The following is a 15,561-nucleotide window of genomic DNA, read 5'->3' on the forward strand; positions in this document are numbered from 1 at the left end:
AGGGATAGCCACGCGGTATGAAAAGCTTGAACGAAATTATCATTCAATGCTCGCTTTAGCATTTACTATGATGTGGCTACCAATGTGGGCTGATTGATATATGTACTACAAAGATCAACAGCCCCTAGTTTAATTCTTAAATACGAGGTTATTACTATGAAGCATTTTTCAACTCTTGCCACTGTGGCAATATTATCTATTGCTTTTTCAGCTAATGTAGCTGCTCGAGGCGGTGACAATCCTCCTGAAAAACCTGACTTTTCAACTATTGATACTGATGGTGATGGCGTAATTAGCTTTGAAGAGTTTAGTGCTAAAAAACCGCCGCACGGTGATGCACAAACAATTTTTGATTCTATAGATGCCGATGGTAATGGCGAAATTACTGAACAAGAGCTTAGCGATCATAAACCACCTCGCCGTGAACGTTGAAAGGATACTAAAATGATTAATAATATTGGCAGCAGCTCTGCGAGTTTTATGCCGCAACAAAGTAGTCAAGCTGCAAAATTAACAACAGAGCAAAGCGATTTTGTTAAAGAAACGCTTGCACAGTTTGATGCAGAAAACTTAACTAGCGACGATGCGCAAAGTATTCAAGCGGCATTTAAAGAACAAGGTATTGAACCAACAAAAGAGCTTGCTGATTTAATGGGCGAACTCGAGTTTGATGCTAAAAGCATTGGTGATGCAGGAAGAGCTGAAGGTCAAAGACCGCCGCCACCGCCACAAAACTCATTAGAATCAGTCGATACAGACGAGGTAGTGAGCTACTTAGATGAGCTCTTAACTGAGTATTCAAACCAGTTGTCTGATGAAGATAAAGAATCAATCCTTGCATCAGTGCAAGAGAAGTTTGGTTTAAGTGAAGGCGATTCACTGCTAAATGTAACTGCTTAGGTGTTATTACTTAGAGTAAAGCTGACTGTTACTCGAAAGTCTTAAGTCCAAAGCCCAACGGTTAATTCTGTTGGGCTTTTTTATTGGCTTAATTTAATCGTGTTTCTATTTTGCTGGTGCCATCTTCTTCGGTAAATTTAAATACAAAATCTTTTTTACCGTCTTGGTTTATATCTACCAGAAGAATATCTTTATTATTTTTAGGCAGCGTTAGCTTTAATTTTTTGCGTTTATCATTTAGCAGTGAGTCTTGCTCTCCATAATAAATATACAGCGTTTTTTTACTGTATTTGTATACCGCATCAATATAGCTGTCGCCGTTAATGTCACCTAAATAGAGAGCCGGTTCTGATTCATCCCCACTTCCATTTCTAAATCAAGTTCAATACTCGATTTATTGGCAAATGAGCCGTCGGGTTGCTGCTTATAAAGATTCATTTCTAAATCTACATCAGTACTGCCACCGCCTAATGCCATAGATGCGATAGTACCTAAGCCAATATCTAAGTCCATTTTTTGTAAATCAATTAAGCCATCATTATTAAAATCAGTTTTGAGCAATAACTCACTAGGGCCCTGTGTTTCAAATAAGGTAATGGGTGTATTAGTAAAACCTTTAGCACTCCCTAGGTACAAAGTATGTGCTATTTTTATATCTAGCGAGTCCATACCTTGTGTAGGCTTAAACTGTCTGGTTGTAAAATCTAGAAATCCGTCGTTATTAATATCAATAATTTGCTTTATTTTGCGGGTCTCGCCATTGCTTAGCTCGCCGAGCTCAATGCTAAAATCAATTGAGGTAAGCTTTTGCTCAAAGCCCTCTGAATTAGCAAGTAGTACATCTGCTCCAAAGTCATTTGAAAAAACCAGGTCGTTTAATCCGTCGTGGTTAAAATCGATAACGACAGGTTTATTGTTAATATTAACTTCTAAAGAAAGCCCTTTTCCTGAAAAGCGGCCTTCATACTTAGGCGTTTGCTTAAATTGGTTAGGCTTAAAGCTGCCATCTTTATTTTGAATGTATAAAGTACTGCTTGCTAACCCTGGAATGAAAATATCGCTTAGACCGTCATTGTTAGCATCGAAAACAAAGTCTACTTTTTCAAATTTATCTATTTTTAATTGATTAAGAACCGACTCATAATTAAACAACAATGTTGGTTTACCTGTTTGGGCTTTATATACGCCATCACTTGTTAGTACGAGTGCTTGTTTATCGGTGATGTTAGCAAGTGTTGCCACATCAAACCCGATGGCGTTTTTTGGTAAAGCAAGTTCACTACTAAGTGTAAGTAAATTGATGGCTTCTAATTGTTTTGATTCTTTATTATATGCAAATAAAATCTCTGAATCGGTTGATACTAATTCATCCGTTGTTTTTAATGCCATTGTTTGAGCTATAACGCTTATGGGGGTAAGTAAAGTGATGAGTGAATAGCAAAGTGGTTTTATCATGCAAATTCCTTTTTTATATTTAGTTGTATCGTTAAAGTTTTTATTATTTAAGCAGCGTCAGTGCATAATTTTGCCTACTATCCAGCGTTGGGGCTTTTTCGTTTAAACGTAATATACATATGTAAGTTGGATTATATTTAGCCTACGCTAATTACTATGTACTGGGTGTAAGCAATTGTAAGATTATGTTTTAGGGAGGGGCTGTTGACCTTTAAGGATTGAAACTTGTTCAATCTAAGGACGATTTAATCGCGGCGCGAGGTTTGTAACCTAGTAACAAAGAGTCAATCTCCCTAGGCAGAACCCTTCGGACAGCGCATGTTTGGCATTTATGCTACGTCATCAACTGGTTATGGGGGTAACCACACTTCATCGGCTCTACCTTGCTTAAATACCAAACAGTCTACTGCAAATTAAACCTCAAAAAATAAACAGGCCCTAATAAGAAAGGTTGCGCATAACTCATATGGTAGCTAAGCGCTTTTAGAAGTGTTTGGTTATTAACTACATTGCTTATTTTGCTCATTTAAATAAGCATCTACAAAACCTACTTCCATCGGTTTTGAAAAGTAATAACCTTGTAGGTGAGATACACCAATTTTAGTGAGTGTGTTTGCTTGCTCAATAGTTTCAACGCCTTCTGCAACAACAGTAAAATCTAAAGTAGAGGCCATTTGTACAATTGCATGAATAATACTTAACCCTCTTTTATCCATATTTTGAATAAAGCTTCTGTCTATTTTTACTATATCTACACCAATATCAAGCATGCTTGATAGTGATGAGTAGCCTGTACCAAAATCATCAATTGAAATACAAAAGCCTTGTTTTTGTAGTGCTTTAACGGCTGTCAAAAATGTGAGTTTATCCTCGGCAAATACTGACTCAGTAATTTCTATGTGTAGGTTTTTAGGTTCTACCTGGTGGCGATTTACTATTTTTAATACCTTAGATACAAAATCAGGATCTTGTAGCTGAATAACCGATACGTTTACGCTTATAGCAATTTGTGGTTGTAAGTGACTTAATTTTGTTGCTTGTATACATGCCTGTTCTATTACCCAAATACCTAACTCGGTTATTAAACCGTATTGCTCGGCAATAGCTATAAATTCAACAGGGAAAATATTTTCACCATCTAGTTGCCAGCGTAATAATGATTCAAAAGAGGTTACTTTTGAGGTTTTGCTATCAACAATTGGTTGAAATACTAGCCTTAAACTATTTTCTTCTATGGCACTGGCTAGGCGTTGACTCAAAAGATACTCCCTTTCTTGTATTAATTTGAGTGAATCGTTATAAATATTGATATTACCTTTCGCGATGCGTTTTTGGTGATACATTGCAGTATCAGCAGAGCGAATTAAAGTATTAAAATCACTCCCGTGCTCAGGATACATGGCAATACCAATAGTTGCAGATACCCATTTTTGATATTTATATGTTTCATGCTCGGCACCAATGCTTTGAAGTACTTTATCTGCAAACTCGATAAGCTCAGCTTGTTTTTGATACGTTGCTAAAATTAAAAACTCATCCCCGCCCCATCGGCATTTAAATAGCTGTTGATTGCATACATTACTAATTCTTCGTGCTATTTCTTTTAATACTTTATCGCCTACTTTATGACCCAACGAATCATTTATTTGTTTAAACCCATCTAAATCTACAAATAATAAAGCAAAGGGTTCTTGAGGGTTGTCTGCTAGTTGTCTGTTTGCATTTTTTAAAAATGCGGTTCGGTTTAATAGATTTGTAAGTGGATCGGTATTCGATAAACGGTAAATTTCTTCTGTGCGTTGCTCAACCTTGTTTTCCATTTCATTAAGCAGCTCTCTGTTTTGGTTTTTGAGCTTGATTGCGCTGTGTGTAAATGTGGCTGATTTGTACGATGAAGCCACCATAATAGCAGTAAATGCTAGGCCTAAAATACCGAGGACAGAGTTGTAGTTTTCGTTAGAAAAGGTTAATAAAAAAGAGTAGGGCGCCAATAAAATAATGCTATAGAGTACAGCGGTTACTCGACTTCCTGAAAGCAGATTTGCAGAGCCTCCTGCAAGCGCTGATAAAATAGCAATGGTCGTAGTAACTTCCACCGTAGATGAAGTGCTGTGAAACCAAAGAGCATAGCCACACCAAGATACGGCTGTTGATATACAACCAATAGCAAAGCGATTTAAATAACAATGTGTATTGTAAGGTTGGCTAGAATTTTGATCTTTAAAAAAAAGACCCAAATCAATAATTCGTAAAGTAAGTACGCACATCATTATGCCTAACCATACTATTTTATCGTGGTTTGCTTCCTCATTATTTATATCAAAAGCAAATACCAAAGCAACGCTGACTAATACAGAGACTGCAATTCCGGAAATAGCATTTGAGTATAAAATTTTGAGCGCTTCTTTTCGCTCATTATTACTTAAATTGTTATATGGCACTAATTAAAACCTTTTTCAAAAACAACCCCTAGGGAATTAAGTAAACCATTTAGCAAATTCCACCAATGCAATACTGGTAATACAAAGAGCTTAATAAGCTTTTACGCAGCTAAATAAAACTTTAATGTAAAAGTAAATATAGTTTACGGAAGGGATAAAAAAAGTTTAAAAAGTAAAAAGGCTCAAAATAAATATTTATTTTGAGCCTTAAAATTATCAAGCAGGTTAAAGTGTTAACGACTTTACTTGCTGTTTAGTAGATTTAGCCTTCGAAATCACTATCGTTATGGCGCTCTGCCATTTGATCTTCTTCAGGGCCCCATGTGCGATTTACGCGGCGGCCGCGCTTTACAGCAGGGCGATCAGCAACTTGTTTTGCCCAACGAACAACATGAGTGTATGAGGCAACATCTAAAAATTCAGCTGCGTCATATAAGTCGCCTAAAACAAGCGAGCCATACCAGGGCCAAATTGCAATATCGGCAATTGAGTATTCATCACCCGCCATGTATTCATTTTCGCTTAAATGACGATTTAACACGTCAAGTTGGCGTTTAGTTTCCATAGTAAAACGATCAATAGGGTATTGCATTTTACTTGGTGCGTAACTATAAAAGTGACCAAACCCACCACCTAAGTATGGCGCTGAGCCCATTTGCCAAAATAGCCAGTTACGACACTCTGTTTTAGCTTTTAAATCCTTAGGGATGAGTACATCAAATTTTTCAGCCAAATACTGTAAAATAGAACCTGATTCAAAGATGCGAGTAGGTGGTGTGGTTGAATGATCCATTAGCGCTGGGATTTTTGAGTTTGGATTAATATCAACAAAGTCAGATCCAAACTGATCGCCATCACCTATGTTTATTAAATATGCGTCATAGTCTGCATCGGTGCAACCAAGCTGTAAAAGCTCTTCAAACATGATTGTAGCTTTTTGGCCATTTGGCGTAGCAAGAGAATAAAGCTGAAATGCGTGCTCGCCAATAGGTAGAGTTTTGTCATGAGTCGCGCCTGCAATTGGGCGGTTAATGCTGGCAAATTTACCGCCACTTTCACTTTCCCACGTCCATACTTTCGGTGGCGTGTATTCGTTTTGATCACTCATAAATAACCTCAATGTTAAATGGAAATGTTTAATACTTACTCATAAATGTGGCCATAAAAAATTAATTAAAGGCCCTAAATATTTAATTTACCGACCTTTTAATTTATCGGCTTTTGCTAATCTATAACCTAAAAACAACCCGCTTAGCGCTCCAAATAAATGGCTTTCAAACGATACATGATAGCGCTGAGGTAAAACACCCCATATAAAACCGCTATAAAGTATAGCCACTACAACTGCAATTATAATTGATTTTAATGAGCGTCTTACTAAGCCGTAGCATAGAATAAAGCCCCATAAACCATATATAACACCGCTTAAACCAACATGTATGTTACTGCGCCCAAATGCCCAAACTAAAAGTCCACCGACTAGAGCGGTAAAAATAAATACGTTATAAAAACGTTTTACGCTGTACTGGCAAATTAGCCAACTTAATACTACAAATGGGATCATATTACTGGCAAAGTGCCACCAGCTACCATGTAAAAAAGGTGCGCATAGTATGCCAATTAATCCTTGGATACTGCGTGGATATATGCCTAAACCATTAAGATTTATGCCAGGTAGACTATTGATCACTTGTAGTACGGAGCAAATAACAACAATACTAAATATTGCGAAACGGGTACTAGTTAGTAATGACAGTGTGGTTGGCTTGGTTGCCATATAATCGCCCTAATTGACTTTAAGAGTTGCCAGTATAGGAATTGTATTTGCTAATGAAAAGCAATTAAAAAAGCACAGCATAAAATGCTGTGCTTAATTTTAATTATTACTCACTATTAACCTAATTTAGTTAATAGTTTTTTTGCAGCTAGTTCAGAGCTTGCTGGGTTTTGGCCGGTAATTACTAAACCGTCTTCTAGCGCTAATACACCCCAGTCGTCAGTTTTTTGATAATCACCACCTTTTTTAATTAGCTCGTCTTCAACTAAAAATGGCACGATATCGGTAAGTTGCACTGCAGCTTCTTCAGAGTTAGTAAAACCAGTTACTTTTTTACCCGCTACTAATGCATTGCCATCGGCATCTTTAACATTTAAAAATGCAGCACTTGCATGGCATACCGCAGCAACAGGTTTTTGCTCTTTTACAAAGCTTTCGATAAGTGAAATTGAATCTGTGTTGTCAACCAAGTCCCATAATGGACCGTGACCGCCTGGGTAAAATACAGCGTCAAAATCGCTAGATTTAACCTCACTCAACACTTTAGTGTTTGCCATTAATGTTTGCGCCGCGCTGTCTGCGTCGTAACGTTTTGTTGCATCTGTTTGAAAATCGGCAAGTGTACTTGTCGGATCAATGGGTGGTTGGCCGCCAGCTGGAGACGCTAATGTTACTTCAACGCCTGCATCAACAAATGCGTAATAAGGGGCTGCAAATTCTTCTACCCAAAAACCTGTTTTTTCGCCAGTGTTACCAAGTTCTGCGTGAGATGTAAGAACCATAAGTATTTTTTTAGACATTGAATATATTCCTTCTGATGATTTGAATTAGTTTATCTTGCTTACCAATTACTATATGCACTAACACTGCTTTAAACAACGATGATAAATTTAACTTTATTGATTTAATTATTGATACAATAAAAAGGTTGAATTTAAAACACACTACGGAGCATTTATGAAAGTGTCGTTTGAGCAGTTAAAGAGCATGGTTGTATTTGCACAAATTGTAGAGCAGGGCAGCTTAACCGCTGCTGCCAAACAGCTAGGGCTTACGCGAGCAGTTGCAAGTTATCATTTAAAAAAATTAGAAACGCAGCTTGAAGTTACTTTATTAAATCGCTCAACCCGTACCATGGCGCTCACTGAAGCAGGCATTGCTTATTATGAGCGTTGTAGAATAATTACCGAACAAGCTAATGCGGCTAATCAGCAAATAGAAAATATAAAGAGCGAGCCACAAGGTTTACTTAAAATTAGTTGCCCAGTAAATGTGGGAATGCAGTTAATTGTGCCTGCAATAAATACGTTTAAGCGCCAATACCCTAAAATTCAAATAGACTTACAGCTTACTGACGATGTGGTTGATATTATTAAAAATGGGTTTGATTTTGCAATTAGGGGCGTGGCACTGAGTGACTCCAACTTGCAGGCAACCAAGCTGACTACAATGAGCACTTGTATTTGTGGCGCGCCTGAATACTTTGCACATTTTGGTAAACCTAAAACGCCTTTAGAGCTAGCAGAGCACCAATGGGTCGTTTATCAATTGGGCAGTAAAACATTAACACTTCAAAAAGATGGCAAAAAACACGATATTACAATGCAAGGCGCCTTAAGCACCAATAATGCCGCTGCTCGTACTGCTTTTGTTGAAGCAGGGCATGGCATTGGGCGTATTCCGCTTTACGATGCGTGGCCAAAAGTGCAAGCTGGACTGCTTGAAATAATATTAGATGATTATAAAAGCAAAGATATTGAGCTTTACGGGGTATTTCCGCCAGGGGCTGCGGGCTCTAAAAAGCTACGATTGTTTATTGATTACTTAAAAGCATACTTTGTAAAACAGCATACCGCTTTAGGTATGCTGAAAAGTACTTAATGAGTAGTTTTTACAGCATTTATAAAGTTCGGCTAAATAATGCCACCGCTTGTTGATACATATTTATCGCAAGGGCTGCATCGTATCGCTCACCTTCATCACGCATAAAGGCATGCTGTGCGTTAACTTCCTGCCACTGGTAATTGATGCCTGTGCTTACGCATTGCTGGTATATTTTAGCGCGGCCTTCTTTTGGCACATGCGGGTCTTGTTTGCCCCATATAAAGTGAATTTCGCCTTGTATATCAGCCATACGCTCGAATGAGTTATTTCCAGGTTGCGCAGGTAATGTATTGCTGTGAATATCAGTTGCGTATAAACAAAAAGCCGCATTAATTTCAGGATTTAGTGCCGCTCTGTAAGCTAAGTGACCGCCAATACATACGCCCATTGCGCCGACGGAGCCTGTGCAATAGCTTTGTAATCTAATGAAGTCGATCATAGTTTGTGTGTCACTGTCGTGGTGCTCAAGTGGCTTTGCCCACTTGTCGGCATTGCCTTTGTCTTTACCTGTATCATCATAAGCAAGCACAGTGCCTATAGGGTTTAACTCATGAAACACTTCAGGCACTAACACTACAAAGCCATGGCTTGCTAAAATAGCTGCGCTGCGTGCGATGGGGGCAGTTTGCTGAAATATTTCAGAATAAAAAATGATAGCAGGGAACTGTCCTTGCGCTTGAGGGCGATATACAGTTGTTCGCATTAAACCTGTCGGTGTTGGCAAGTCAGCATTATGTTGTTGGATGATCATAAAAGCGCTCAGTTAAAAAGGTTTAGACTCTTTCTTTATGGTAACTGAGCGCAGCAGAATAAACGACCGCTGAAATGGTTTTTTAAATGCTGGCAGGCATTTTATTACAACTGGCGTAGTAACTTACCGTAGCCGGCCAATCTGAAAAAATACCCATTACCCCCACGTCCTTTGCGAGTACGTCGACTACTGTCATCATGTCGCCATCGTTATCTATAACATCAGCAATTGATTGATAGTAATAACCTCCACCTTCATTAAGCGGGCCCGAGCGCTCAAGGCTCCATGCAATAAGCTTTAAACCTGCTGCTTTTGCGTCAATAGCGTATTGCGATGGCACAATATTACTTTCGTTATCTATTGTTAGCATCATCCAAATTGGAGGAGCTAAAATTTTCACCCCATCAGCCACTAACTCATCCATACCCGGTTGCCATGTTTGTGGGTTACTTGGATCAAATCCGGCTTCACTGTCACGTCCATCTAGGTAAACGCTTTTATCTGCAAAGTCAGGGTTATTGTTAATCCAGTATTTTACGTCTTCAAGGTTAAATGATTGCGGATAAACTTTTGAGGCTGGCACACCCATTTGCGTGTACTCGTCTAGCATTTTTTGCGCATATTGTTCTTGTGTCATTCCATCAAATGGCATACTTACTTGTGGCGATTTTAGCTCTGGTGTCATTTTTACACCTAGCTCATTAAACAGTGCAATGCTTTGTTTATGGGTCATCAATGTGCCGTTGGTGGCATATAAATCAGTGCGCCAACTTGGTGTGCCATCCATGTAATCGGCTACGGTCGTTGCATTAGTGTTTGCACCATCCATTTTACCTTCAAGGGTTAAAAACTCCGCTAAGCTTATATCGCTGGTACAACATTTTGCAGAAGCGGCAATACCATTAGCAGGGTTGGCTGGTGTAAATGGCACACTGCATTTAGCTGCAAGTTCAGGAATGGCTAAAATATTAGTTGTGGTATGCAAATCGCATTGAGAGTGGCGACAAACAAGCTCTTTGTCGTTTGTAAATGTAACATCGCATTCAACAATGCCAGCGCCCATTCTAGCTGCAGCAATGTAGGCTTCTTTAGTGTGTTCTGGGTATTGCATTGATGCACCGCGATGACCAATAGAAAAATCGGTGCGGTAAAAAGGACCTTCGCTGCATGACTCTAATTTTGTTTTTAAAGCGCTGTCGCTCATATCATTGACTAAATAATACGGACGAGTGCCTAGTTGAATATCTGGCGCATCACCGTTTGGTACTTCTACAATAACAGGCGTCGGTACTTCAACAATCTCAACTTCGGTGTTGGTAACAACCACTTCTTTTTCTACTATTTCTACATCGTCGTCGCAGCCAGCAAGTGTGGCTAACAATATACAGCCTGTAAGTAAGGTAATACGTTTCATTGTTTATCCTTAAAAAGTAAAATTTGTACTACCTTAATTATTATTAATGACAATTTAGCTACAAGTTTATTAATTTACTTTTTATTAAGCATTTGATTGACCAATAATGCACCTAACATTATAGCTGCACCAATACTTAACCTAACTATGTCAGCGTCTCTGTTCCAAATAAGCACGTTAACAATAATCCCTGCTGGGATAAGTAAGTTATTCATGACTGCCAGAGCTCCAACGTTGACGAGTGTTGCGCCTTTATTCCACATAAAGTAACCAAGGCCTGATGCAACAACCCCTAAATAAATCAATATGCCCCACTGAGTAGAAGTGGTTGGTAATTTATTTGAATTACCAAATAATGCATAACAAATTGTGGCAATAATAAGTGCGCCTATAAAAAACCATCCAAATACGGTTTTATCATCAAGCTGATTGTTCATCATTAAGCGTTTATAGGTTACTTGGCCTACAGCAAAACTTATGTTCGCACCTTGAACTAATAATAAGCCAATTATGAAATTGCTATTTAGGTTTTCGTAACGAATGGTAATTGCACCAATTACAGCAATAAGTGCGACTATAAAAAAGCGTGGGTTAAAATGTTTGTTCAATGCATCATTTAGCAAGGTAATGTACAAAGGAGTCATTACTGTAAATAGCAGTACTTCGGGGACGCTTAAAAATAAAAAGGAGTGGTAGTAAAAGCTATACATAACACCAAGTTGTATAGCGCCAATCAGCATGAGCTTTAAGGCTAAAGGTTTAGGGGTTTGTTTAAACTTTAAAAATGGTAAAAATACGAGGGTTGCTAGTGCTATGCGAATTAACACACTAAACCATGCGTCAACCTGACCTGCTAAATACACGCCAATTAAACTAAATGAAAATGCCCAAAGTAAAGTTACTGGAAATAAGTACCGCATAGCCGTCGTCTCTAAATAATTAATGGCAGCAGTTTATCTGTTATAAATTAATGTATAAACAATAAAAGCCCGCAAGCGGGCTTTTATAAAGCAATAATTAATAAACTAAGTTATTAATTATTCAACTAAACCACGGCGCTTAAGTAGTGCGTCGGTAGTTGGTTTTTGACCTCTAAACTCAATGTAGCTTTGCATTAAGTCGCGGCTGTTACCTTTTGATAGGATTTCTTTACGGAACTTATCACCGTTTTTACGTGTTAAGCCGCCGTTGTTTTCCATATGTGCAAAGGCGTCTGCTGCAAACACTTCAGTCCATAGGTACGCGTAGTAACCCGCTGAATAACCACCTGCAAATGTGTGGCTAAAGAAGTTTGATTTGTAACGTGGTGGAACAGGGTAGTAAGCAATACCGTGTTTTTCTAATGCGTCTTGCTCAAACTTTTGAACGTCAGTAATTTTCTTATCAGAACCAAATGAATGCCATTCCATATCAAGTAGTGCTGCTGCTAAATACTCAGTAGTGCCGTAACCTTGGTTGAATTTTTGCGATTCAAGTACTTTATCAAGTAAAGCTTGTGGAATTGGCTCACCTGTTTTGTAATGTTTCGCATAGTTTGCAAGTACTGTTGGTTCAATCATCCAATCTTCATTTGCTTGTGACGGAAATTCAACAAAGTCACGCGCCGTTGCAGTACCCGCTAGGCTTGGGTATTTAACATCTGAGAATAAACCGTGAGCAGCATGACCAAATTCATGGAACATAGTAGACACTTCATCAAATGTCATTAGCGTAGGCTCGCCTGCAGCAGGTTTTGGAATGTTCTGCGCATTGTAAATAACAGGTTTGGTGCCTTTTAAGCCGCTTTCGCTAACGTATGCACTCATCCATGCGCCGCCACGTTTGCCTTCACGTGCATATGGGTCTAAGTAAAATAAACCAATAGCGCTGCCATCAGCGTTAAATACTTCGTATACGGTTACATCTTCATGATAAACAGGAAGATCTTTACGTTCTTTAAACGTAATACCGTACAGTTTGTTCATTGCAAAGAATAAGCCATCGTGAATAACCGATTGCATTTCAAAGTATGGTTTAACAAGTGCTGGGTCTAAGTTGTACTTTTCTGCACGTACTTTTTCAGCATAAAAAGTCCAATCCCACGGTTTAAGCTCAAAGCTCTCGCCTGAATCGTTAATCACTTTTTGAATTGCTGCAGCTTCAATTTTAGCTTTTTCAACTGCTTTTGGTGCTAGGTCATCAAGGATGCCGTAAACGTTATCAGTTGTTTGTGCCATACGTGAAGTCATTACATAAGAAGCCCAATCTTTGTAGCCTAAAAGCTCTGCTTTTTGAGCGCGTAGGTTGGTTTCTTTAATAATAATAGGGCCGTTAGTTTTTGCTGCACGGTTTGCAGAGGCTTTAAAAATACGCTCACGTAGGTCACGGTTTTCAAGGCTTGATAAAATTGGTTGTTGCGTTGTATTTACCAAAGTGATCATGTAGCCGTCTTTGCCCGCTTTTTTAGCCGAAGCTGCAAGGCCTGCAATATCACCTTCAGAAAGACCCGCTAATTCACTTTTATCTGTAACTACAATAACGTCTTCTTTAAACGATTTTAAAATGTTTTGTGAAAACGCAGTAGATAGCTGAGCTAGCTCTGAGTTAATTTCACGCATTTTAGCTTTTTCAGCGTCGTTTAATTTAGCACCTGCTTTTACAAATTGCTTGTAGTAAAAATCAACTAGGCGTTTGTCTTCTGCGTTTAATTTATCTTGGTTGTCGTAAATTGTTTGTACACGTTTGAATAAAGCACCATTTAGGTAAATATCATCTGAGTGAGCAGATAATACAGGTGCCATTTTTTCATCAATACGCTGGTATTCAGCATCTGAAATTAAGCCAGATAAGTTATAAAACGCAGCTGATACGCGATTTAATAGCTCACCTGATAACTCCATTTTAACTAATGTGTTTTCAAATGTTGCAGGAGCAGGGTTGTTAGCAATCGCTTTTACTTGTGCTGTGTGCTGAGCGATACCTGCATCAAATGCAGCTTCGTAATCTTTTGTACCAAACTTATCAAATTCTGGTGCCATATACTGCAATGGGCTTGGCTTAAATAAAACATTGTTTGCGTTCATGTCTTGCACTTGTGCTGCGCCTTCTTTTGCCATGTTTTGTGTATCGTTAGATGAACAGGCAGATAATATTAAAGCACTAGCAATAGTAGTGGCGATCAGGGTTTTACGCATAATAACTCCATAGAAAGATTAGCCGGAATAGGCTTTGCGAGTCGAAAAACCTAGTTAACTTATCAAATTTTGGGGTTTATACAATAAAGTTTATCGGTATTAAGCGGGATTTGAACGCAAATTAGCTAATATTTAGCTTTAAGGGAGGTAAAAGTAGCTCTAAAAGTAAACACTTGAGCTACTTAATCAAGTCGTTGAGTAATAATTTGCTTAATTATATCCAAGTACAAATTTTCTCTCAGAGCCAAAGTTGCTAGGTTGTTGTTGGCCAAACTCTTTGTTAATAGATGCCAATGTTTGCTCTTGCTCTGCAAGAAGGCACAAAATTTTATTTCGATAATCTAGGCTGCTCTCAAATAAATGTAAGTCTACCTGTGGCTGCAAAGTAGCGAGTCTTTGATTTAAAGTAAGTTGTGTCATATGTGATCTCCAGTGCTTGTACACTATTTATATAGCACTCGGTGCAATAAAGAGTTAATAAATTGTTCATAAAAAGCATTTTGAACTTATTAACTTGGCGTTTTAGTTATATTATGACTGCTAAACTTACCCAACACTGAACCGCTTTTACTTTACAGTGATTTAAATTTAAAGCGCTCCTTTGCTTGTTTTGGAAAATAAATGACCTTAGAACACATAAACCAAATTCTTGCCTTTGTTGTATTTAGTTACAGCGATGTACACATTACCGTAGCAAAAATTATTCAAGTGCCTTTAATACTTTTCGCTATTTGGTTTATTGTTACACGCGTTGGCAAGCTAATAACAAAAACGTTATTGGCAAAAAAATTAAGCCAAGATGCCGTGCATTTATTCACACGTATTTACTTTATTTTAAGTATCGCAATTTTAATTTTTACATCTTTAGAGGTATTAAGCATACCGCTGACTGCATTTGCTTTTGTGTCAGGTGCGATAGCTATTGGCGTAGGCTTTGGTGCGCAAAATATAATTAATAACTTCATTAGTGGCTGGATATTAATGTGGGAGAGACCAATACGTATTGGCGACTTTTTAGAAGTGGGCAATGCAAAAGGCGTGGTAGAGACGATTAATACACGCTCTACACGTATTCGTCGAAATGACGGTGTTCATATGCTTATACCTAACTCTCAGCTTTTAGAAAACACAGTAACAAATTGGACACTGATTGATGGTAATGCACGATCATCGGTAAGTGTAGGCGTTGCATATGGATCAGACGTGCTGCTGGTTAAAAAGTTAATTCAGCAAGTACTTGATGACCATGAGGCTATTTTGACTAATCCAAAATCGTCGGTATTGTTTGATGACTTTGCAGATAACTCGCTCGTCTTTAATGCTATTTTTTGGGTATGTGCCGAGTCTGAAACCATGCTTAGAAAAGTACGCAGTGATATTCGTTTTAGTATTTATGCTGTATTTGAAAAGCATGATGTAGTGATTGCGTTTCCACAGCGCGATATTCATATAGATGGTGAAATTGCTTTTAAGCGCTCATAGCTCAAATATAGTAAATATTAAAAGTCGCTCTTGGGCTAACACCGATCAGTTAAGGTGTTTTTGATCGGTTGACCGATCTTTTGGTTGCTTCACAATATCCTTATCATCTTTTGATTATGAGGGTATTTTTATGCTTAGTCATTGGTTACTTGATACGGATATATTCGCCACTCCTGACTCTTTATCTACATTTCAGAAACATATCCCTCTTGAGTGGATTTCTAATGTGCTCGAGCAGACCGATAAAGCAAGTATTCGCAAACGTAAGTTACCTGCTGAGCTTG

The 15,561-nt window shown here is 38.3% G+C and carries 15 protein-coding genes and 1 pseudogene; 6 read left to right on the plus strand and 10 right to left on the minus strand.

Features of this window, described 5'->3' with window-relative positions; all coding sequences use genetic code 11:
- The 3 genes and pseudogenes from QL998_RS18710 to QL998_RS18720 form a co-directional block, all read left to right on the plus strand.
- Positions 1–97 (plus strand): annotated as a pseudogene (locus tag QL998_RS18710) (IS5/IS1182 family transposase); the annotation flags it as partial.
- 59 nt (positions 98–156) lie between these two features.
- Entirely contained in the window at positions 157–432 is a 276-nt protein-coding gene (locus QL998_RS18715; RefSeq protein ID WP_182196862.1) for an EF-hand domain-containing protein, read from the plus strand.
- Between the two features lie 12 nt (positions 433–444).
- Positions 445–900 carry a hypothetical protein gene (locus QL998_RS18720; protein ID WP_182196861.1) on the plus strand — a complete coding sequence of 152 codons (456 nt, stop codon included), beginning with the start codon at positions 445–447 and terminating at the stop codon, positions 898–900.
- Between the two features lie 330 nt (positions 901–1,230).
- Here the strand turns inward: QL998_RS18720 and QL998_RS18730 are convergent, their stop codons facing one another.
- The 5 genes from QL998_RS18730 to QL998_RS18750 form a co-directional block, all read right to left on the minus strand.
- Positions 1,231–2,355, minus strand: a complete 1,125-nt coding sequence (locus QL998_RS18730; protein ID WP_290193262.1) for a VCBS repeat-containing protein — start codon at positions 2,353–2,355, stop codon at positions 1,231–1,233.
- A gap of 500 nt (positions 2,356–2,855) precedes the next feature.
- Positions 2,856–4,796, minus strand: a complete 1,941-nt coding sequence (locus QL998_RS18735; protein WP_290193263.1) for an EAL domain-containing protein — start codon at positions 4,794–4,796, stop codon at positions 2,856–2,858.
- A 262-nt stretch (positions 4,797–5,058) separates the two neighbouring features.
- Positions 5,059–5,904 (minus strand): glutathione-dependent disulfide-bond oxidoreductase, encoded by an 846-nt coding sequence (gene yghU / locus QL998_RS18740; protein ID WP_138489477.1) that lies wholly within the window; start codon positions 5,902–5,904, stop codon positions 5,059–5,061.
- A gap of 87 nt (positions 5,905–5,991) precedes the next feature.
- A complete protein-coding gene (locus QL998_RS18745; protein ID WP_182196859.1) occupies positions 5,992–6,573 on the minus strand; it encodes a rhomboid family intramembrane serine protease in 582 nt (193 codons plus the stop codon).
- Positions 6,574–6,689: 116 nt separating this feature from the next.
- Positions 6,690–7,373: a type 1 glutamine amidotransferase domain-containing protein gene (locus tag QL998_RS18750; protein ID WP_182196857.1), complete on the minus strand. Its 684-nt coding sequence runs from the start codon at positions 7,371–7,373 to the stop codon at positions 6,690–6,692.
- A 157-nt stretch (positions 7,374–7,530) separates the two neighbouring features.
- On the opposite strand from QL998_RS18750, the gene QL998_RS18755 reads away from it, so the two are divergent.
- Positions 7,531–8,454 (plus strand): LysR family transcriptional regulator, encoded by a 924-nt coding sequence (locus QL998_RS18755; protein ID WP_024597041.1) that lies wholly within the window; start codon positions 7,531–7,533, stop codon positions 8,452–8,454.
- Positions 8,455–8,473: 19 nt separating this feature from the next.
- Here the strand turns inward: QL998_RS18755 and QL998_RS18760 are convergent, their stop codons facing one another.
- The 5 genes from QL998_RS18760 to QL998_RS18780 all read right to left on the minus strand — a co-directional run bounded on the left by QL998_RS18760 (position 8,474) and on the right by QL998_RS18780 (position 14,215).
- The gene (locus QL998_RS18760; RefSeq protein WP_024597042.1) at positions 8,474–9,208 is read right to left on the minus strand and encodes a dienelactone hydrolase family protein; all 735 of its coding nucleotides are present in this window, start codon (positions 9,206–9,208) and stop codon (positions 8,474–8,476) included.
- An 82-nt stretch (positions 9,209–9,290) separates the two neighbouring features.
- The gene (locus QL998_RS18765; protein ID WP_290193264.1) at positions 9,291–10,622 is read right to left on the minus strand and encodes a glycerophosphodiester phosphodiesterase family protein; all 1,332 of its coding nucleotides are present in this window, start codon (positions 10,620–10,622) and stop codon (positions 9,291–9,293) included.
- A gap of 74 nt (positions 10,623–10,696) precedes the next feature.
- Positions 10,697–11,542, minus strand: a complete 846-nt coding sequence (locus tag QL998_RS18770) for a carboxylate/amino acid/amine transporter (protein ID WP_290193265.1) — start codon at positions 11,540–11,542, stop codon at positions 10,697–10,699.
- 117 nt (positions 11,543–11,659) lie between these two features.
- Entirely contained in the window at positions 11,660–13,795 is a 2,136-nt protein-coding gene (locus QL998_RS18775) for a M3 family metallopeptidase (RefSeq protein ID WP_290193266.1), read from the minus strand.
- A 210-nt stretch (positions 13,796–14,005) separates the two neighbouring features.
- A complete protein-coding gene (locus QL998_RS18780; protein ID WP_024590275.1) occupies positions 14,006–14,215 on the minus strand; it encodes a hypothetical protein in 210 nt (69 codons plus the stop codon).
- Between the two features lie 201 nt (positions 14,216–14,416).
- Between QL998_RS18780 and QL998_RS18785 the strand changes: the two genes are divergently transcribed.
- Both QL998_RS18785 and QL998_RS18790 read left to right on the plus strand, forming a co-directional pair.
- On the plus strand, positions 14,417–15,277 hold the full coding sequence (locus tag QL998_RS18785; RefSeq protein ID WP_024604667.1) for a mechanosensitive ion channel domain-containing protein: 861 nt from the start codon (positions 14,417–14,419) through the stop codon (positions 15,275–15,277).
- A gap of 130 nt (positions 15,278–15,407) precedes the next feature.
- The coding region (locus QL998_RS18790; RefSeq protein WP_182198119.1) for a transposase domain-containing protein at positions 15,408–15,561 on the plus strand (154 nt) is incomplete at its 3' end.

Source organism: Pseudoalteromonas sp. APC 3691, assembly GCF_030408135.1.
In the GTDB taxonomy this organism is placed as follows: domain Bacteria; phylum Pseudomonadota; class Gammaproteobacteria; order Enterobacterales; family Alteromonadaceae; genus Pseudoalteromonas.